The organism is Trueperaceae bacterium (assembly GCA_023954415.1).
In the GTDB taxonomy this organism is placed as follows: domain Bacteria; phylum Deinococcota; class Deinococci; order Deinococcales; family Trueperaceae; genus JAAYYF01.
Genome location: JAMLIB010000003.1, coordinates 138,030 through 155,722 on the forward strand (window position 1 = coordinate 138,030; position 17,693 = coordinate 155,722).

Consider the following 17,693-nt stretch of genomic DNA (forward strand, 5'->3'; position numbering starts at 1 on the left):
ACGGCCCCGCAAGCCTCGCCTGCGAGTTCCCCCGGTCAGGAGGCCCCCGACGGTCCTCGCGAGACCGAGGGCGCCCAGGGACCCACTGGAGGAGCATGGAGCATCACAAGCTGTCACTCGACCAGTTGCAGGACTCGTTCTCGGAGATCCATCCGCGTTACACGCCGAACGAGGCCACCGTCGAAGCCGAGCGCTGCCTCTACTGCTTCGACGCGCCCTGCATCAAGGCCTGCCCGACGAGCATCGACATCCCGACCTTCATCAGGCAGATCGCCAACGACAACCTGACGGGCGCCGGCACGACCATCCTCGAGTCGAACATGATGGGCCACACCTGCGGGCGCGTCTGCCCCGTGGAGGAGCTCTGCGTCGGCGCCTGCGTACTCGGCAACGAACATAGGCCCATCGCCATCGGGCGGCTCCAGCGCTACGCCACCGACCACATCTTCGAGAACGACATCCAGCCGTTCGAGCTCGTGCCCGACACGGGCAAGCGCGTGGCGATCATCGGCGCCGGCCCCGCGGGCCTCAGCACGGCGGGCGAGCTCGCCAGGCGCGGCATCCGGGCCACCGTCTTCGAGAAGAGGGAGCTGGCGGGCGGTCTCTCGACGTACGGCATCGTCGTGTTCCGCGAGCCGACGAACGTGGCGCTCGAGGAGGTCGGGTTCGTCGAGAAGCTGGGCGTGACGGTGCGCACGGGCGTCGAGGTCGGGCGCGACGTGCTGCCGGAGGACCTCCTGCGCGAGTACGACGCCGTTGTGCTCGCCGCCGGCACGGGCCGCGTGCCGCCGCTCGGCGTCCCGGGCGAGGGGCTCGAAGGCGTGGTCGAGGCCCTGCCCATGATCGCGGCCACGAAGCTGGCCGACAAGGACGGCAAGGAGGCGCTCACGCGCATCCCGGTAGGCAACGAGGTCATCGTAGTCGGGGCCGGCAACACGGCCATCGACGCCGCCACCGTCGCCAAGCGCCTCGGCGCGGAGCGCGTGACGATGCTCTACCGCCGCGGTCGCGAGGAGATGAGCGCGTACGACCACGAGGTGGCGTTCGTCAGGGCCGAGGGCGTCGACATCCGCCTCCTCACCCAGCCCGTCGAGGTCCTCGGGGAGGGCGGGAAGGTCACCGGGGTGCGCTGCGTGCGTATGCGCCTTGGCGACCCCGACGCGAGCGGCAGGCGCCGCCCCGAGCCCATCCCCGGCAGCGAGTTCGTCATCCCGGCCGATCAGGTCATCAAGGCCATCGGCCAGGAGAAGCTCGTCGCCCTCTACGACGCCGTGGGCGTGGAGCACGCCTCGGGCTACGTGCGCACGGACGGCGAGCTGCGCACGAGTAACCCCAAGGTCTTCGCCGCCGGCGACTGCGTGCGCGCCACCGGCCAGGCGCTCACGGTCACCGCCTCGGAGGACGGCAAGATCGCGGCGCGCGCCATCGCCAGGCAGCTCGGCGTGGCCGAGCCGGTCCCCGCCAGGGACGACACTCGCGGCCGTTTCCTGCACGCCACGGTCAACGAGTTCGGGAGGATCCATGGCTGACCTGACAACCAACTTCGCAGGCGTCGTTAGCCCGAACCCGTTCTGGCTCGCGTCGGCGCCGCCGACGAACTCCGCATACCAGATCAACAAGGCGTTCGAGTACGGCTGGGGCGGGGCAGTCTGGAAGACGATCGGCGACCCCGTGCTGAACGTGTGCAACCGCTACGGCCAGTTCGAGTACGGTCACCGCCGCCTCATCGCCATCAACAACGTCGAGCTCATCTCCGATCGCCCGATCGAGGTCAACCTCAAGGAGATCCGCGAGGTCAAGAAGCTCTGGCCGGACCGGGCCGTGGTCGTCTCCGCGATGGTCTCGTCCAACGAGGCCGCGTGGCGCAAGGTCGTGCAACAGATCGAGGACACGGGCGCCGACGCCATCGAGCTCAACTACGGCTGCCCGCACGGCATGAGCGAGCGCGGCATGGGCGCAGCCGTCGGGCAGGTGCCCGAGTACTGCGAGATGATCACGGGCTGGGTCACGGCCGCCGCCAGCATCCCGGTCATCGTGAAGCTGACGCCCAACGTCACCAACATCGTCCCGCCCGCCCACGCCGCCGTGAACGCCGGCGCGGACGGCATCTCGCTCATCAACACCATCAACTCCATCACGGGCGTCGACCTCGACAGCCTGGAGATCTTCCCGAACGTCGGCGGCAAGGGCAGCCACGGCGGCTACGCCGGCCCGGCCGCCAGGCCCATCGCCCTGCACATGCTCTCCCAGGTCGCCGCCGACCCGAAGGTCGCGGCGTCCGGCATCCCGATCTCCGGCATGGGCGGCATCGAGACGTGGCGCGACGCCGCCCAGTTCCTCCTCCTCGGCGCGACCAGCATGCAGGTCTGCACGGCCGTGATGCACTACGGCTTCCGCATCATCCACGAGCTGTGCGACGGGCTCTCCAACTGGCTCGACGAGAAGGGCGCCGGCTCCATCTCCGAGTTCGTCGGCAAGTCCGTGCCCCGCATCGGCCACTTCGGCGACTTCGACCTCTCGTTCAAGACGGTCGCGGTCATCGACGAGGAGAAGTGCATCCAGTGCAACCTCTGCTACGTGGCCTGCGACGAGGGGGCGCACCAGTGCATCGACCTGACGAAGGACGGCGCGCGCGTGGACCCCGAGACCTACGCCGGCGCCGAGCTCCTGCAGCCGAAGGTGCGCGAGGAGGATTGCGTCGGCTGCGACCTCTGCAGCCTCGTGTGCCCGGTCGACGACTGCATCACCATGCAGGAGCGCCCCCGCGAGCGCGAGAGCTTCACCTGGAACGAGCTCGTGAGGACGCGGCCGGAAGTCACGACCGACTGGGACGCCATGGTCGCGTTCCGTCGGGAAGTGGGCATAGAGATCCACTGAACGGCCCAGCTGGAGCGCCGCGGCGCGCCGACGCGCGCTTCCCCACCGGCGCCATGCGAACGCCGAGAAAGGACGAAACGTGAGCCTGCTCATCAAGAACGGCGAGATAGTGACGGCGGCCGAGCGCATGCACGCCGACATCTACTGCGAGGGCGAGACCATCACGCGCATCGGCAAGGGGCTGGAAGCGCCTGCTGGCACGCGGGTCGTCGACGCGGCCGGCAAGTACGTCTTCCCCGGCTTCATCGACCCGCACGTGCACATCCATCTGCCGTTCATGGGCACCCTCACGAAGGACACGCACCGCACGGGCAGCCAGGCCGCGCTCGTCGGCGGCACGACCACCTACATCGAGATGCTCGCGCCCAGTCGGCACGAGGACCTCATGGCCGGCTACCGCCTCTGGAACGAGCTGGCGGAGGGCAACAGCGCCTGCGACTACACGTTCCACATCGGCGTGTCGAAGTACGACGCCGAGGCCGAGGCGCAGCTGCGCGAGATCGTCGCCGACGGCATGACGTCCTTCAAGGTCTTCCTCTCCTACAAGGGCTTCTTCGGCGTGAACGACGAGGAGCTCTTCCGCACGCTCACGCTGGCCAAGGAGCTGGGCGTCATCGTCACGGCCCACTGCGAGAACGACGAGCTAGTGGCGCAGCTGCAGGCGCAGCTCCTCGCCGCCGGCCGAACCGGACCGGAGTGGCACGAGCCGTCGCGGCCGGAACGGGTGGAGGCCGACGGCACCAACCACTTCGCGACGTTCCTGGAGATCACGGGCGCCAGGGGCTACGTGGTGCACCTGAGCTGCGCGCCGGCGCTGGCGGCGGCACTGGCCGCCAAGGAGCGCGGCGTCTCCCTCGCCATCGAGTGCGTCGTGCCACACCTCGTCCTCGACAAGACTTACGCCGAGCGCCCCGATTTCGAGGGCGCCAAGTACGTCATGTCGCCGCCCCTGCGCGACAAGCGCAACCAGAAGCCGCTATGGGACGCGCTCGCCGCCGGCCTCATAGACACCGTCGCGACCGACCACGCCCCCTTCGACTTCAAGGGCCAGAAGGAGATGGGTCGCGGCGACTTCACGAAGATCCCCAACGGCATCCCGACGATCGAGGACCGCGTGAACCTCCTCTACACCTACGGCGTCAGCCGCGGCAACCTCTCCCTCGAGCGCTTCGTCAGCGCCGCGAGCACGCGGGCCGCCCAGCTCTTCGGCCTCTATCCGCGCAAGGGCACCGTCGCGGTGGGCGCGGACGCCGACCTCGTCGTCTACGACCCCAACTATCGCGGCCGCATAACCGCGACGACCCAGGCGATGAACGTCGACTACTCCGGGTTCGAGGGCGTCGAGATCGACGGGCGCCCGAGCGTGGTGACGGTGCGCGGCGAGGTCGCCGCCGTGGACGGCAAGTTCGTCGGCGACCCCGGGCGCGGCAAGCTCCTCAGGCGCACGCCGGCCAGCTGAGGCGACCCAGGTGCCCGAGGCCCCCGTGATCATCGACGTCCAGGACGTCAGCAAGCTCTTCCGCGTCGGCAAGGTCGAGGCGGTGGCGCTGCAGGACGCCAACCTGCAGATCCACGACGGCCAGTTCGTCAGCCTCATCGGCCCGTCCGGTTGCGGCAAGACGACGCTGATGCGCCTCGTCGCCGACCTCATCGAGCCGACGAGCGGCCGCATCACCGTGGCGGGCAAGTCGCCCAAGGAGGCACGGGCCGCGCGCGAGTACGGCTACGTGTTCCAAGCGCCCGCCCTCTACGACTGGCGCAACGTGCTCGCCAACGTCATGCTCCCGCTCGAGATCATGGGGTGGCCGAAGGGTGAGCGCAGGGCCCGGGCCGAGGAGATGCTGCGCCTCGTCGGACTCGAGGGCTTCCACCGCTCCTACCCGTGGCAGCTCTCCGGCGGCATGCAGCAGCGCGTCTCGATAGCGCGGGCCCTCGCCTTCGACCCGAAGCTCCTCCTGATGGACGAGCCGTTCGGCGCGCTCGACGAGATCACGCGCGAGGTCATGAACTTCGAGCTCCTGCGGCTCTGGCGGCAGACGGGGAAGACGGTCGTGTTCGTCACCCACTCCATCGCCGAGGCCGTGTTCCTCTCGTCGCACATCGTCGTCATGACGGCCAGGCCGGGGAGGATCAGGGAGGTCATCGAGGTCGACCTGCCCTACCCCCGCGACCACGAGACGCGCGAATCCGAGCGCTTCTTCGAGCTCACCACGCGCGTGCGGGAGGCGTTGCGGCTCGGCAAGGAAGGCGAGGGTGACGTCGGCGGCGCTGCCTCCGGCGGCGGCAAGGCGGCCGGCGGGCCCGCCAAGACCCTGGCCAAGGTCGGTTACTGACATGGCGCGCGCAGCGGCGGACGGGGCCCGGGCGCCCGCCTGGCGCCGCACGCTCTCCGGCTGGGTACCCCTGGCGGTCGTGCTCGCCGTGCTCGTAGCGCTCATGTACCCGGTCGCGCTGCTGCTCGGCCTCCCGCTGGCGCGCACCCGCATGGACAACGTGGCCAACTGGGTGCGCGCCACGACGACCCCCAAGCCCCTGGCGGAGGCGCCCGCCGACGTCGGGGCGGGCGCGCCGGCCGGTGCGGAGCTGCGCTTCGGCGGCGCCGAGAGCCTAGCCACGGCGCGCTCGGTGCTCGTCTACGGCGACCGGCCAGTGGACGCCACCTACGACCTGGAGGACGGCGCCGCGCGCCTGCGCGACGCGGTGGCGGGGCCGCTCCTCGAGTGGGGCGAGGCGTTGACCGGCCCCCTCGACGCGCGTTCCCCCGGCCTCGGTGTCGCGGACCCCTCGGCGGACGCGGCGACGGGAGCCCGTGCCTCGGAGGGCGTCGCCGGCCACGTGTTCGCCCTGCCCGCGGGCGGGTGGGAGGCCCTCTACCTGGGCGACCGCCTCCTGGTGCCGGGTGCCGACGACGCCATCGAGCGCCCCGACGGCGTGCTGGCGGCGTTCACGTTCCCGGAGGCCGAGACCGGCCCCGTCCTCGTGAACGGGCAGCTGCTCCTCGAGGGCGAGGGCTTCGAGGCGAACGGTAGGCGCATCGAGCTGCGCTCGCCCGCGCCCTTCAACGCGAGCGTGCGCCGCGTCAGCGGCGACTACGCCGTGCTCGACGCCGCGGCCGGCACCATCGCTTTGGCCGAGGCGAGCGCGGAGCCGCCGCGCGCCGCTACGGCGACGCTGGCCGTCGTCGAGCGCCTGGTGGGGGAGGTCGACGGCGTCAACCGCGTCTTCCACTTGCAGCACGCCCCCCTAGTCGAGTCCGACCCCGGGAGGCGGATCATGCTCGAGGACGTCGAGCTCTCGCCCGCCGCCGAGAGGCCGGCCGAACGCGTCGACGGCGAGCGCAAGGCGTTCACTTTCACGAGCGACCGCGGGGTCGTCACGGTGAACGGGGCCGAGGCGCTGGAGGGGCGGGACTTCGGCCGGGCGGGGCCCGTCGTGACGTTCACGGTCGCGCCGCCGAGGAACGCGGCCCTCAGGCAGTACCCCGACTACGTCGTGAACGACCCGGCCGTGGGCGTCATCACCCTGGCCAAGGCGCCGGCGCCGGGCAGCCGCGTGTGGGCCGCCACCTACACCTACTACGACCACCCGGCCTGCGGCTCGAGCGAGATCGAATGCTTCCTCTCGATGCCGCAGCACCCCATGCCGTTCCCCCACTGGATCGCGAAGCGCATCCCCGCCTTCCTGACCAACTACCCGCTCTCCGACACGCGCAACGTCGTGCGTGCCACCCTGTACACGGCCGGCGGCACCCTCACGGCGCTCGCGCTCGGGGGCGTGCTCGGCGTGCTCCTCGCGATCGTCTTCGTGGCCATCCGGCCCCTCGAGCGCGCGCTCCTCCCCTGGGTCATCGCGTCGCAGACGGTCCCGATCATCGCCCTCGTCCCCGTGCTCCTGCTCCTGCTCGGCAACGCCGGCGTCACGGTGCAGACGAGCCTCGTGCCGGCCGCGCTCATCGGGGCGTACATAGCGTTCTTCCCGGTGACCGTCGGCACGGTGACGGGCCTGCGCTCCGTCGACCCGCTGTCGCTCGACCTCATGAAGAGCTACGCGTCCTCGCCGCTCCAGGTCTTCTGGAAGGTGCGGTTCCCCGCGGCGGTGCCCTACCTGTTCGTGAGCCTCAAGCTCGGCGCGGCCGCCGCGCTCGTCGGCGCGCTCGTCGCGGAGACGGAGTCGAACAACCGCCTGGGCCTCGGCTACGCCATCGTCGGCCAGGTGCAAGCCGGCAACGTCTCCGACGTCTGGATACTGCTGCTCATCTCCGCCGCCCTCGGCATCGGGCTCGTCGCCATCGTCGGCCTCCTCCAACGCTTCACCGCGCCCTGGGAGCGCCGCTGATGGCCGCGCGCGTCTCCGGCACGGGCTCCTCGAGTGCCGGTCCCGACGCCGGCTCGCTCCGTGCCGCGCTCGCCTGGCGTCCGCACGTGCCGACGCTACTCATGCTCTGCGTGGCGGCGACGGGCCTCTTCGGGCCGTTCGTCGCGGGTGGCGACGCCTTGCTGCCGGCCGGCAGCGGGCTCGCCATCGGCTGCGTAGCGCTCCTGGTGGCGGCCTTGGTGCCCAGCGGCTTGGGCGGCCCCTGGACCGTGCCGCTGGCCACGCCGCTCGCCGTGTCGGCCGCGTTCCTCGCCCTCCTCGCGCAGCGCGGCCTCGCCGGCCCGGCCGGCTGGGGCTACTGGCTCACCCTCCTCGGGTCGTTGGTTGCCGCCGCCACCGCCGCCGGGCGCGTGAGCGTCATCGAGCTCGAGAGCGACGCCCCCAGGTGGCAGCACCGGGTTCAGCGGCTCGTGCCGGCCGCCACCGTCGCGTTCCTCGTCCTCCTGGCCTGGGAGGGCCTGGTCGTCGGCTCGCGCGTGCCCAAGGGGATCTTCCCGCGCGTCTCCGACATCTGGCTCGCCTTCCTCGGCACGTGGCGCGTGCTTCTGGCGGACGCCTACCTCACGTTCGTGAAGGAGGTCCTGTTCGGCTTCGCCGTCGGCCTCACGCTCGGCTTCCTGGTGGGCAGCGCCATCGCGTTCAGCCGCTTCCTGCAGCGGGGCTTCCTGCCGCTCGCCACCGCGTTCGGGGCCGTGCCCATCGTCGGCCTGGCGCCCGTCCTCGGGCGGGCCCTCGGCGTCGACTGGGAGTCGAAGGCGGCCGTCGTCGTCATCGTCACGTTCTTCCCGGTGGTCCTCAACACGGTGCAGGGGCTCACGCTCGTCGACCCGCTCAAGCTCGAGCTCCTGCGCTCCTACGGCGCGCGGCCCCTCACCGTCTTCCTCAAGCTGCGCGTCCCGAACGCCCTGCCGTACGTCTTCAACGCTCTGAAGGTCGCGGTCGTCGTCGGCGTCGTGAGCGTCATCGTGGCCGAGTTCCTCATCCCCGGCCCGCCCAACGGCCTCGGCCAACGCATCAGCCTCTCGGCGCACCGCGGGGCGTTCGACATCGTGTTCGCGGCCATCCTCGTGTCGAGCCTCATCTCCATGGCCCTCTACTGGGCCGTCGGCCTGCTCGAGCGGGCCTTCACGGCATGGCACCCGTCGACGAGGGGGTCATAGAGTATGTGAACGCTCAAGGCCCTTCGCGTCGGACAGGCTGTAACCTCGTAGGAAAGCCAATGGGAGGTAACGAATGAAACGGATGGTCCAAGCACTAGCCGCGCTCCTACTCTTGCTCGCGCCGGTGGGGCTCGCCCAGAACCTCATCCCCATCAACTTCCAGTCGAAGTGGTTCCCGCAGGCGCAGTTCGCCGGCTACTTCGTGGCGCAGGACAAGGGCTTCTACGCGGAAGAAGGCCTCGACGTGACGGTGCTCGACGGCGGTAACGTCAACCCGACCGTCGCCGTGGCGTCCGGCAACGCCGACTTCGGCACGGACTGGGTGGCCAACATCCTCACGCAGCGCGACCAGGGCCTCGAGGTCGTCAACATCGCCCAGATCTACCAGACCTCCGGCTACCGCCTCGTGGCGCTCAAGAGCTCCGGCATCGAGACGATCGCCGACATGGCCGGCCGCAAGGTCGGCGTGTGGGCGTTCGGCAACGAGTTCGCGGCCGAGGCCGTGTTCTCCGCCGCCGGGCTGACCTCCAACCTCGACCCGACCGTGACCAGCCCGGACGTTGACGCCGTCGTGTACGCCTTCGACCCGTCGCTCGTGTTCCCCAACGAGGTGGACGTGGCGAGCGCCATGACCTACAACGAGCTCGATCAGATCGTCGGCCTCGGCTACGACCTCGACACCCTCTCGATCCTCGACCCGGCTAGCATCGGCGCCGACCTCCTCGAGGACAGCCTCTTCGCCACCCCCGCCACGCTGGCCGCCACGAACTTCAAGGGCTCCGGGCTCACGGGCGCCGAGGTGGCGCAGCGCTTCCTGCGCGCCTCCATCCGCGGCTGGGAGTACGCCGTCGCCAACCAGGACGAGGCCGTGCAGATCGTCCTCTCGCACTGCGGCGACACGTGCGCCGGCTCCGGCAGCCGCCAGAGCCCGCTCATCCACCAGACCTGGCAGATGGCCGAGGTCGCCAAGCTGGTCAAGCCGACCGCCGACACGCACGTCGGCGCCCTCGACCGCGCCGCGTTCGAGCGCTCCGTCAACCTCCTCGTCGAGGTCGGCCTCATCAAGCAGGCCTACACCTGGGAGCAGGCGGTCGACCCGAGCATCTACGACGCCGTCGACTGACCTACCAGCTCGCTGAGCTCTTCGGCGCGCCGGCCCCCGCCGTGGGGTCGGCGCGCTCTTGTTGGCGCCGTGGCTATGGCGCTCGGCGGCGCGGGGGCGCTGCGTGCCGGCCTGCGCTTGGGCCGTGGCCGCGGCGCGTGGTCTGGTGGGTGGGCCGGCGGCGGGCGCCCCTCCGTACTGCCTGCGCTTCGCTTCGGCATACTCCGGGCACCCTCCGCCGGCCCACCCACCTAGACTTCGGGCGCTTGGTGCCCGGCAAACCGTGTTCCGACCGCTTAGGGAGCTCGTTCGTCCATCCGCGAGAGGCGGGGGACGGGGCCGTCCCTGACTCAGCGAAGGACGGTCGAGGTGGGCGGCGGGGCGGGAACGCGCAGTGCGGCCGGAGCGCAGCGTAGGCCGGCACGCAGCGGTCCCGCCCCGCCGCCCACCAGACCACGCGACGCGGTCACGGGTCCGCCCACCAGACAACGAGGCGAAGCCACGGCCGGCTCACCGCCTTGGAACCACCGCGCTGTGACGACGACACCCCCGTTCATAGGCGGCGCGCTATACTCCGGCCTTGCGCTTCGAGCCCGCCCCGAGTCCGGGGACCGCGGCTCGCGCTCTGGAGGACCGTGAGCGATTCCATAACCCCGATGCCCGGCGTAGTCGCCGGAGGCAAACCGAGCGTCAGACAGACGCCCAAACCCGGAACGACCGCAGACGCCCCTCCAGGCTCCCAGACGGCCGCGCCCCGCCGCAAGTTCACGAAACGCGAGCGCAACCTCACGTTCGCAGGGCTGCTCGTGGTCTTCCTCCTTGGCGCACTAGACCAGACCATCGTCTCCACGGCCATGCCGCGGATCATCGAGCACCTCGGCGGTCTGAACCTATACACGTGGGTCACCACCGCGTACCTGCTCGCCTCGACCGTAATGGTGCCCATCTACGGCAAGCTCTCCGACGATTACGGCCGCAAGCCCATCCTCATCATCGGCGTCGTCATCTTCCTGGTCGGCTCGGCGCTCAGCGGCCTCGCCGGCGAGTTCGGCGACCTGCCGCTGCTGGGGGGCGGCATGACCCAGCTCATCGCTTTCCGCGCCCTCCAGGGGCTCGGCGGGGCGGCCCTCTTCTCGAGCGCGTTCGCCATCATCGCCGACATGATCCCGGCGGCCGAGCGCGGCAAGTACCAGGGCCTCTTCGGAGGCGTGTTCGGCTTGGCCGCGGTGCTCGGCCCGCTGGTCGGCGGCTTCTTCACCGACCTGGGCGATACGCACCTCCTGGGCATGACCGTCGCCGGCTGGCGCTGGGTCTTCTACGTGAACGTCCCCATCGGGCTCCTCGCGCTCTTCATGATCGCGCGCGTCATGCCGGCCCTGCCGGCGGCCGGGAAGAAGGGCAACCTCGACCTGCTCGGCGCCGTGCTCATCGTCACGACCTTCGTGCCGATGCTCCTGGCCCTCACGTGGGCGGGGACGACCTACCCTTGGGGCTCGCCCGTCATCCTCGCCATGCTCGGGTTCACCGTCCTGTCGCTCGCCGCGTTCGTCTACGTCGAGGCGCGCGTGAGCGACCCGATGTTGCCGCTCGAGCTCTTCCGCATCCGCGTCTTCACCACGGCCAACCTCGCCTCGTTCGTCATCAACGTGGCGTTCCTCGGCATCGTCATGTTCCTGCCGCTCTTCATGCAGTTGGTGCTCGGCGTCTCCGCCACGAACTCCGGCTTCACGCTCCTGCCCCTCATGAGCGGCATGATCGTGAGCTCGTTCGTGGCCGGCCTCGTGGTGACGCGCACGGGCAAGTACAAGCCGCTCATGATCACGGGCTCTGTGATCCTCCTCGTCGGGGTGTTCCTTCTGACCAGGATCGACCTGGACACGACCCTCTTCTCGCTCGGCTGGCGGATGGTCCTGGTCGGCATCGGGCTCGGCCCGGCCCAGAGCCAGTTCACCCTCGCCATCCAGAACGCCGTGCCGTTCTCCCGCATGGGGGTGGCCACCAGCGCCAGCCAGTTCTTCCGTCAGATCGGTTCGGTAATCGGCTTGGCCGTCTTCGGCACGCTCCTCACCCTGAGCGTCCAGCGTGAGATACCCAAGTACGTGCCCGCGCTCCCGGGCGTCACGCAGGCGTTCGACCTCAGCTCCCTGAGCGGCCTGAGCAGCGAGGCGGGGGCGGCCGGCCCCGACGCGGGCGCTGCCGGCGACGCGGGCGGCGTGTTGGGGGCCATCCAAGGTGCCGCCGCAGCGCTTTCGGAGAAGCTGGCCGCCGTGGTCGCTGGCGACGCCGCCGCGGCCGCCGCGGTAGCGGCGGACGAGACGCTGCCCGCGAGCCTGCGGGAGTTCGCGACGCGCGCGCCCGGCCTCACGCCCGACGAGCGCGCCGCGCAGGCGCCGCTGGTGGCCGCCGGGGTGGAGCAGTACTTCGGCGACCTCGCCGCCGGTCTGGACCACGGCATCAAGCAGGGCTTCTCCGAGTCGATCAAGCTCCTGTTCATCGTCAGCTTCGCCATCCTGCTGCTCGGCTCCGCGATCATCCCGTTCATCCCGGGCTTGCCGCTACGCAAGGTGGCGGCCATCGACGCTACCCGCATGGCGGAGTAGCCACGCTCCCGCCTTCATGAATATAGAGTGATGCTGTTCACGGTTCTCACCCGCCAGGGAGTGGCGGCGCTCACGGCTTAACGCGAGTCGCCCCGCCCCGACCGTGATCGGAGGTACCCGTAAGGCCGCTACCGGCAGACGCCGGAGCCGCGGGCCGACCACGGGTCTCCTCGGCGCCACACACCTCAGGAGGTAAGCGGCATGGAAACCTGGCTCCCGATCATCATCCAACTCGTCGCCGGTCTACTCGGCGGCAACCTCGCGGCCTCGGCCGGCAAGAAGGGCGGCCTCGGCGGCGCGCTCGGCAGCATCATCGGCGCGGTCGGCGGCCTCGGTGGCGGCCAGCTCCTATCCGCGCTCGGCGTCGGCAGCGGTGGCAGCTCGACGGACCTCATGAGCATCATCTCCGACGTGGTCGGCGGCGGCGCCGGCGGCGCGATCCTCACGGCCGTGGCCGGCATGCTCAAGGGCGGCGCCAAGAAGAGCTGAGCCCTCGCCTCGACTTCGCGAGCCTGCCGGGCCCAGACCACGGGTCCGGCAGGCTCGTCCGTTACCTGTCGTGAAGCCCGCCACTGGCCTTCTTCCGCCGGGGAGGGTAACGTATACGGCAGTAGCGCGCCGACCGACGAGGCCGCGGCGCGCGGTCGGCGAGGCGTCGTGGTGGCGCTCGCCCGCCGCGCGGGAGCGGCGCCATCGTCGCCGCGCAAGGAGGAGCGCCATGGCTACCGTCATGATGTTGTTCGGCGCCGGCATGTTGCTCGGCTCGGTATGGTCTTTCTACGTGTTCTTCACCAAGCATGAGAAGAACATCCCGGCGGGCGTCAGCACGTTCGAGGCGGCCGACTTCCCCAGGATGGCGGGCCTGCTCGAGGCCATGATGTTCTTCTCCTTCGGCCTGCTGATCTTCATCTTCGGCCTCGCCTGGATGCTGTTCAGCAACGGGGGCTGAGCCGCCTAGCCGCGTCGCGGCCCGGCCGCGGCCACGACGCCCTGCCGGCGCCGTCGCCTATAGACTGAACGTATGCGAGCCAGCGACGGAACCACCGCCGGGCGCCGCCAGCGGCGCCCGCTGCTCGCGGTCCTCGCCGTCGTCCTCGTGGGCGCCGGCCTCGGCTGGTGGCTCCTCAAGCCCGCGCAGGCCGACGCCAAGCGGCTGCCCGACCTGACCCTCGAGCGCTACGAGGGGGGCAGCGTCGCGCTCGCGGTGACCGACCGACCGACGATCGTCAACCTGTGGGCCACCTGGTGCCCGCCGTGCCGGCGCGAGCTCCCCATGCTCGCGGCGGCCGCGCGCGCCAACCCCGAGGTGCGCTTCTACTTCGCCGACCAGGGTGAGGCCCGCTCCGTCGTAGAGGCCTACTTGGCGGGGCGCGACGACCTCGTCATCGAGGGCGTCCTCCTCGACCAGGGGAGCGTGCTGTCCAACGAGTTCGAGGCCGTCGGCCTCCCGGTCACGCTCTTCTTCGACGCCAAAGGCAACCACGTGCTCAGCCACATCGGCGAGGTCAGCGAGGTCGAGCTCCTCAACTACCTGACGGACCTCAAGCGCGGGCGCTTGTGACGGCGCGCGCGAGCGGTGGTCGGTAGCGCGCCGCGAGGGCCTGAGGCGCGGCCGAGCGGCTCCCGCCGCGCCGGCCTCAGAAGTTCTTACGCCGGAACGCCAGCAGCCCGAACCCGACGGGCGCGGCCACCCATACGACGAGGGCCGCCAGGGCGACGAGCGCCCCCGTCGTGCTGCCGAGGAACGTGCTGAAGAGCGCGCCCGTGTAGCCCATGAGGGCGGCGGCGTCCAGCCGCATGAGCACGAGGATGCGCGAGAGGTCGATCGGGTTGAGGACGCTCGCCGCCATGACCGCCCCCTCGATAGGGTAGGCCTGCGCGAGCACGATGAAGTAGAGCACTAGGCCGTCGTAGACGACGGTCAGCGCGAGCCAGACGCCGAGCGCGAGGCCGAGGGCGCGGGCGCGCTCCTCGTTGGCCAGGCCGAGCCAGAACGCCAGTGCCGTGAAGACGAGGCTGACGAGCGCCCCGGCCCCTAGGAGGCTGAGCACGAGGCCGGCGTCGATGCGGTGGGTGAGCGAGTAGACGACGAACGGCACGCCCGTCCCCACCACGAACGCCATCGCTAGCGGCAGGGCGACCCCCGCGTACTGGCCGAGGAACACGCTCGGCCTGGAGACGGGCTGGGTGAGGATCAGCTGCACGAAGTCGCGCGTGTAGTAGTAGTGGTTCATGCCGAGCATGAGCGCGACGAGCGGGATGATCAGCAGCACGAGGTTCAAGGAGCTGAGCACGGCTTGGGCAGCGTCGTCGCCGAAGTAGAGGAGGCCGCCGGTGGCGGCGAGGAAGAAGAGGGTGTAGATCAGGACCCAGCGGCTGCGCATCAGGTCGAAGAACGCGTACTTCATCACCTTCAGGCTCGTGCTCACGCTACCTCACCCCTCGGTTCGGACATCAGGAGGCGGAAGCCGTCGTCCAGACGCACCTCGCCCGTCATGAGCTTGGCGATGGCCCGCTCCAGGCGCCGCTCGCCCGTGCCGGCGCGGATCGCGTCCAACGTCCCCGCGTAGCGCACGGTGCCCTCCAGCAAGAACAGGACCTCGTCGGTGAGCTCCTCGAGCTCGCTCATGACGTGCGAGGTGAGGATGACGGTGGCGCCCAGGTCGCGCTCCCTGAGGATGCGGTCCTTCAGGCGGCTGCTCGCGACCGGGTCGAGGCCGGCGCTCGGCTCGTCGAGGATGAGGACCTTGGGGTGGAAGAGGAACGTGAGCACCGCGCTCGTCTTCTGTTTCGTCCCGCCCGAGAGCACGCGTAGGGGCTTGTTGAGGTGGGGTCGCAGCTCGAAGTAGTCGATGAGCTCGCCCAAGCCGGCAGGCCGCTCGCCCCGGAGGTCCTGCACGAACTCGAAGAGCTCGCTCACCTTCAGGTTGTCCGGGAAGCGCGGCTCCTGCGGCATGTAGCCGACCGCCTTGCGCGAGGCGGGGTTGTCGCGCGCCGGCTCGCCGTCGATCGTGACGGTGCCGGTATCTGGCACGACCAGCCCGAGGATGCACTTCATCAACGTCGTCTTGCCGGAGGCGTTCGGGCCGATGACGGCCGTCACCTTGCCCGGTGCGAACGCGGCGCTCACACCCTTGAGGACCTCCAGCTTGCCGAACCGTTTGCTCAGGGCGTCGACGACGACCATACGATCCTTCCCATCAAAGGCCGATCGTCCTCGATGGCCTTCGGCGTGATCACGGGCAGCACGCGCTCGGCGTAGTCGAGCACCTGCGAGAGCGGGCTGCGTAGCAGCACCATGGCTTGCGGGTAGCTTTGGACGGTCATGGCGAAGAGGCGCACGGGTCGGAACGGCAGGTCGCCGACGCCGTCCCGGTCGAGGTCGTACCCCTCGTACGCGTCCCAGTAGTTCTCGAGGAACGAGTTGTACGAGCGGTTGGCGTTCGTGACGACGTCGAACGTGTTGCCGATGAAGTTGTTGTACATGACGCGCATGCCCATGGAGTTGGAGAGCACGCGCAAGGCGTAGCCGTTGCGGATGAAGTCGTTGCGGGTCAGGTCCGTGCGGTTGGAGCCGTCGACGTAGACGGCGGCCGAGTTGCCCTCGAACGTGTTGCGGGTGACGACCGAGTCGTTGATCTCCTTGAGGAGCAGGCCGTAGGCGGCCGCGCCCCAGTTGTCGGCGAACGTGTTGCCGTGCATGTCGATCTTCTTCGAGTACATGACGGCCACGCCGGCGCCGTTGGCGCGCAGGACGTTGTCCTCGAAGACCGACTCGTTCGAGTACATGAAGTGGAGGCCGTAGCGGAGGTTCCCCTCGCTGACGTTGCGCCTGACCGAGGCGCCGCGGGCGAACTCGAGGTAGATGCCGTCGCGGTAGCCCGTCGCGTAGTTGTCCTCGACGGTCAGGTAGTTGGTGCCCCAGAGATGGATGGCGTTGCCCGTATACGCCTCGTTGGTGCCCTCGCCCGTGACGCGGTTACCGCGCACGACGCACCCGGAGGACTTCGCGAAATAGATACCGAAGAACGCGTTCTCGACGCGGTTGTTCTCGATGAGGCAGTCGCTCACCTCGGCGACGCGGAGCGCGGCGATGTCGGTGATGTGCGAGCGGCCGGCGTCGCGCAGCACCAGGCCGCGTACGACGACGTCGTCCGCCTCGACGGTGACGATCGCGTGCCGTAGCTCGCCGTCCAGCACCGGCCAGCCCTCTCCCTCCAAGGTGATGGCCTTGTCGATGACGAGCGCCCCCTCGCGGTACGTGCCCGCCTCGACGAGCACGGTGTCGCCGTCCACGGCGGCCGCGACGGCGCCCCGCACGCTCCCGTACTCGCACCCTCCCTGGCAGACCGTCAGCGTCCGCGCCAGCGCGGCGCCGCATGAGAGCGCCGCTAGCGCGCACAGCGCCACGAGCCGAGCCGTGCCGGCGACCCTGGAGACCCCGGCAGGCCGGGCGTGCCCGTCCATCAGTGGCCGGCGCCCTCGCCCGAGTGGGAGTCGGCCGGCTGGGAACCGGCCGGCTCCATGCCGTGAGAGTGGCCGCCGAGCTTGTCGAGCATGCCCGATTCCATGACGAGGCCGATCAGGTCGGCCCAGCGCCGTTCCAGCCCGTTGGCTTCCGCGCGCACGTTCTCGAGGTCGCCGAGGGTCTTGAAGGCCGACAGGTTGAGGCCCATGGGGCTGCGCACGGTCGCGCTCTGCAGGTACCTGGCCTCCTCGGCGCGCAGCCACGTGCCCGGTGCCAGGTAGTTCGATACCCAGATTGAGTGGATCTGGTCCTTGGAGAGCTCGTCCCCGGCGAGGAAGGCGACCAGGCACTCGATCGAGTCGAACTTGTAGGCCTTGCCCGTCTTGGACAAGACCTGGGTAGCGAAGCGCGCGTCGGAGACGACCATGCCGCACTCAACGCAGACGTCCTGGCCGAGGACGATCTTCGCGGGCTGCGGTGCTCCGCATGCCGACAGGGTGAACGCGAGCGCGAGCGCCGTTGCGCCGGCCGTCGCCAGCCGGCGCGCCTTGAGCCGCCCGCGCCACCAGAGGCACACGGCGAGGAAGAGCGCGAGCACGAAGCCACCCGCGAGCGCCGCCGCTCCCCAGCCCGGCCAGGCGGTGATGTAGAAGTTCATGAAGATGCTCGTGCCGAGCATCGGGGGCGTGTAGCCCTCCATCGTGATGGCGGCCTTCGGGTCGACCGTATGGCCGAACTGGTAGAGCCAGCGGTAGAAGTCGGACATGCCGAGGACGGCGAAGACGCCGTAGAACGCGAGCCAGGCGTGGAAGACGAGCTTGCGCCCGATGGCGGCCGCCACGAGCCCGAAGGCGGAGACGGCGACGATGAGGACGGGCAGGACCTGGAGCTCCCAGAAGTCCTTGGCGTCCAGGTGCATGAAGCCGACGTAATGGTTGAGGCCGTTGATCAGGTCGACGCGTCCGGTGAGCTTGCTCGACCAGATCTGCATCGCCAGCCCTTCCGGGTACTGCGGCGCCTCGAAGTAGTAGTGCCAGAGCGGCCACACGAACGTGAGGAGGGGCAGGAGGGCGGCCACGGCGATCACCACGCTTACCAGTATGGATAGGTCG

15 protein-coding genes are annotated in these 17,693 nt (G+C 70.0%); 11 read left to right on the top strand and 4 right to left on the bottom strand.

What is annotated here, in order from left to right; all coding sequences use genetic code 11:
• Positions 1–95 precede the first annotated feature (95 nt).
• The 11 genes from M9914_04770 (at position 96) to M9914_04820 (ending at position 13,674) form a co-directional block, all read left to right on the top strand.
• Complete coding sequence (locus tag M9914_04770; protein MCO5173485.1) at positions 96–1,529, top strand: NAD(P)-dependent oxidoreductase; 1,434 nt, start codon at positions 96–98, stop codon at positions 1,527–1,529.
• Complete coding sequence (gene preA / locus M9914_04775; GenBank protein MCO5173486.1) at positions 1,522–2,877, top strand: NAD-dependent dihydropyrimidine dehydrogenase subunit PreA; 1,356 nt, start codon at positions 1,522–1,524, stop codon at positions 2,875–2,877. Before M9914_04770 ends, preA begins: the two co-directional genes overlap by 8 nt.
• Before the next feature lie 79 nt (positions 2,878–2,956).
• Positions 2,957–4,336 carry a dihydropyrimidinase gene (gene hydA / locus M9914_04780; protein ID MCO5173487.1) on the top strand — a complete coding sequence of 460 codons (1,380 nt, stop codon included), beginning with the start codon at positions 2,957–2,959 and terminating at the stop codon, positions 4,334–4,336.
• Between the two features lie 10 nt (positions 4,337–4,346).
• Complete coding sequence (locus tag M9914_04785) at positions 4,347–5,210, top strand: ABC transporter ATP-binding protein (GenBank protein MCO5173488.1); 864 nt, start codon at positions 4,347–4,349, stop codon at positions 5,208–5,210.
• Between the two features lies 1 nt (position 5,211).
• Positions 5,212–7,212: an ABC transporter permease subunit gene (locus M9914_04790; GenBank protein ID MCO5173489.1), complete on the top strand. Its 2,001-nt coding sequence runs from the start codon at positions 5,212–5,214 to the stop codon at positions 7,210–7,212.
• A complete protein-coding gene (locus M9914_04795; GenBank protein MCO5173490.1) occupies positions 7,212–8,411 on the top strand; it encodes an ABC transporter permease in 1,200 nt (399 codons plus the stop codon). The genes M9914_04790 and M9914_04795 overlap by 1 nt, the downstream gene beginning before the upstream one ends.
• An 82-nt stretch (positions 8,412–8,493) precedes the next feature.
• Positions 8,494–9,534: an ABC transporter substrate-binding protein gene (locus M9914_04800; protein MCO5173491.1), complete on the top strand. Its 1,041-nt coding sequence runs from the start codon at positions 8,494–8,496 to the stop codon at positions 9,532–9,534.
• 614 nt (positions 9,535–10,148) lie between these two features.
• Complete coding sequence (locus tag M9914_04805; protein MCO5173492.1) at positions 10,149–12,113, top strand: MFS transporter; 1,965 nt, start codon at positions 10,149–10,151, stop codon at positions 12,111–12,113.
• Between the two features lie 201 nt (positions 12,114–12,314).
• Positions 12,315–12,602, top strand: a complete 288-nt coding sequence (locus tag M9914_04810; GenBank protein ID MCO5173493.1) for a hypothetical protein — start codon at positions 12,315–12,317, stop codon at positions 12,600–12,602.
• 229 nt (positions 12,603–12,831) lie between these two features.
• Positions 12,832–13,062, top strand: a complete 231-nt coding sequence (locus M9914_04815) for a hypothetical protein (GenBank protein ID MCO5173494.1) — start codon at positions 12,832–12,834, stop codon at positions 13,060–13,062.
• A 72-nt stretch (positions 13,063–13,134) separates the two neighbouring features.
• A complete protein-coding gene (locus M9914_04820; protein MCO5173495.1) occupies positions 13,135–13,674 on the top strand; it encodes a TlpA family protein disulfide reductase in 540 nt (179 codons plus the stop codon).
• A 76-nt stretch (positions 13,675–13,750) separates the two neighbouring features.
• Here M9914_04820 and M9914_04825 read toward each other — a convergent pair whose 3' ends face one another.
• From M9914_04825 to M9914_04840, 4 genes are read right to left on the bottom strand one after another with little or no spacing between them, the layout of a single operon-like run.
• A complete protein-coding gene (locus tag M9914_04825) occupies positions 13,751–14,542 on the bottom strand; it encodes an ABC transporter permease subunit (GenBank protein MCO5173496.1) in 792 nt (263 codons plus the stop codon).
• Positions 14,539–15,300, bottom strand: coding sequence for an ABC transporter ATP-binding protein (locus M9914_04830; GenBank protein MCO5173497.1), 762 nt, complete (start codon positions 15,298–15,300; stop codon positions 14,539–14,541). The genes M9914_04825 and M9914_04830 overlap by 4 nt, the downstream gene beginning before the upstream one ends.
• Entirely contained in the window at positions 15,279–16,580 is a 1,302-nt protein-coding gene (locus tag M9914_04835) for a nitrous oxide reductase family maturation protein NosD (protein ID MCO5173498.1), read from the bottom strand. The genes M9914_04830 and M9914_04835 overlap by 22 nt, the downstream gene beginning before the upstream one ends.
• Positions 16,580–17,671 carry a nitrous oxide reductase accessory protein NosL gene (locus M9914_04840; protein ID MCO5173499.1) on the bottom strand — a complete coding sequence of 364 codons (1,092 nt, stop codon included), beginning with the start codon at positions 17,669–17,671 and terminating at the stop codon, positions 16,580–16,582. Before M9914_04840 ends, M9914_04835 begins: the two co-directional genes overlap by 1 nt.
• Positions 17,672–17,693 lie beyond the last annotated feature (22 nt).

What these genes read in the sequence shown, in the direction of transcription:
- M9914_04795 (MCO5173490.1), top strand. Translation starts at nt 7,212, where the DNA reads ATGGCCGCGCGCGTCTCCGGCACGGGCTCCTCGAGTGCCGGTCCCGAC.
- M9914_04815 (MCO5173494.1), top strand. Translation starts at nt 12,832, where the DNA reads ATGGCTACCGTCATGATGTTGTTCGGCGCCGGCATGTTGCTCGGCTCG.
- M9914_04835 (MCO5173498.1), bottom strand. Translation starts at nt 16,580, where the DNA reads ATGGACGGGCACGCCCGGCCTGCCGGGGTCTCCAGGGTCGCCGGCACG.
- M9914_04800 (MCO5173491.1), top strand. Translation starts at nt 8,494, where the DNA reads ATGGTCCAAGCACTAGCCGCGCTCCTACTCTTGCTCGCGCCGGTGGGG.
- M9914_04820 (MCO5173495.1), top strand. Translation starts at nt 13,135, where the DNA reads ATGCGAGCCAGCGACGGAACCACCGCCGGGCGCCGCCAGCGGCGCCCG.
- M9914_04830 (MCO5173497.1), bottom strand. Translation starts at nt 15,300, where the DNA reads ATGGTCGTCGTCGACGCCCTGAGCAAACGGTTCGGCAAGCTGGAGGTC.
- preA (MCO5173486.1), top strand. Translation starts at nt 1,522, where the DNA reads ATGGCTGACCTGACAACCAACTTCGCAGGCGTCGTTAGCCCGAACCCG.
- M9914_04770 (MCO5173485.1), top strand. Translation starts at nt 96, where the DNA reads ATGGAGCATCACAAGCTGTCACTCGACCAGTTGCAGGACTCGTTCTCG.
- M9914_04810 (MCO5173493.1), top strand. Translation starts at nt 12,315, where the DNA reads ATGGAAACCTGGCTCCCGATCATCATCCAACTCGTCGCCGGTCTACTC.
- M9914_04790 (MCO5173489.1), top strand. Translation starts at nt 5,212, where the DNA reads ATGGCGCGCGCAGCGGCGGACGGGGCCCGGGCGCCCGCCTGGCGCCGC.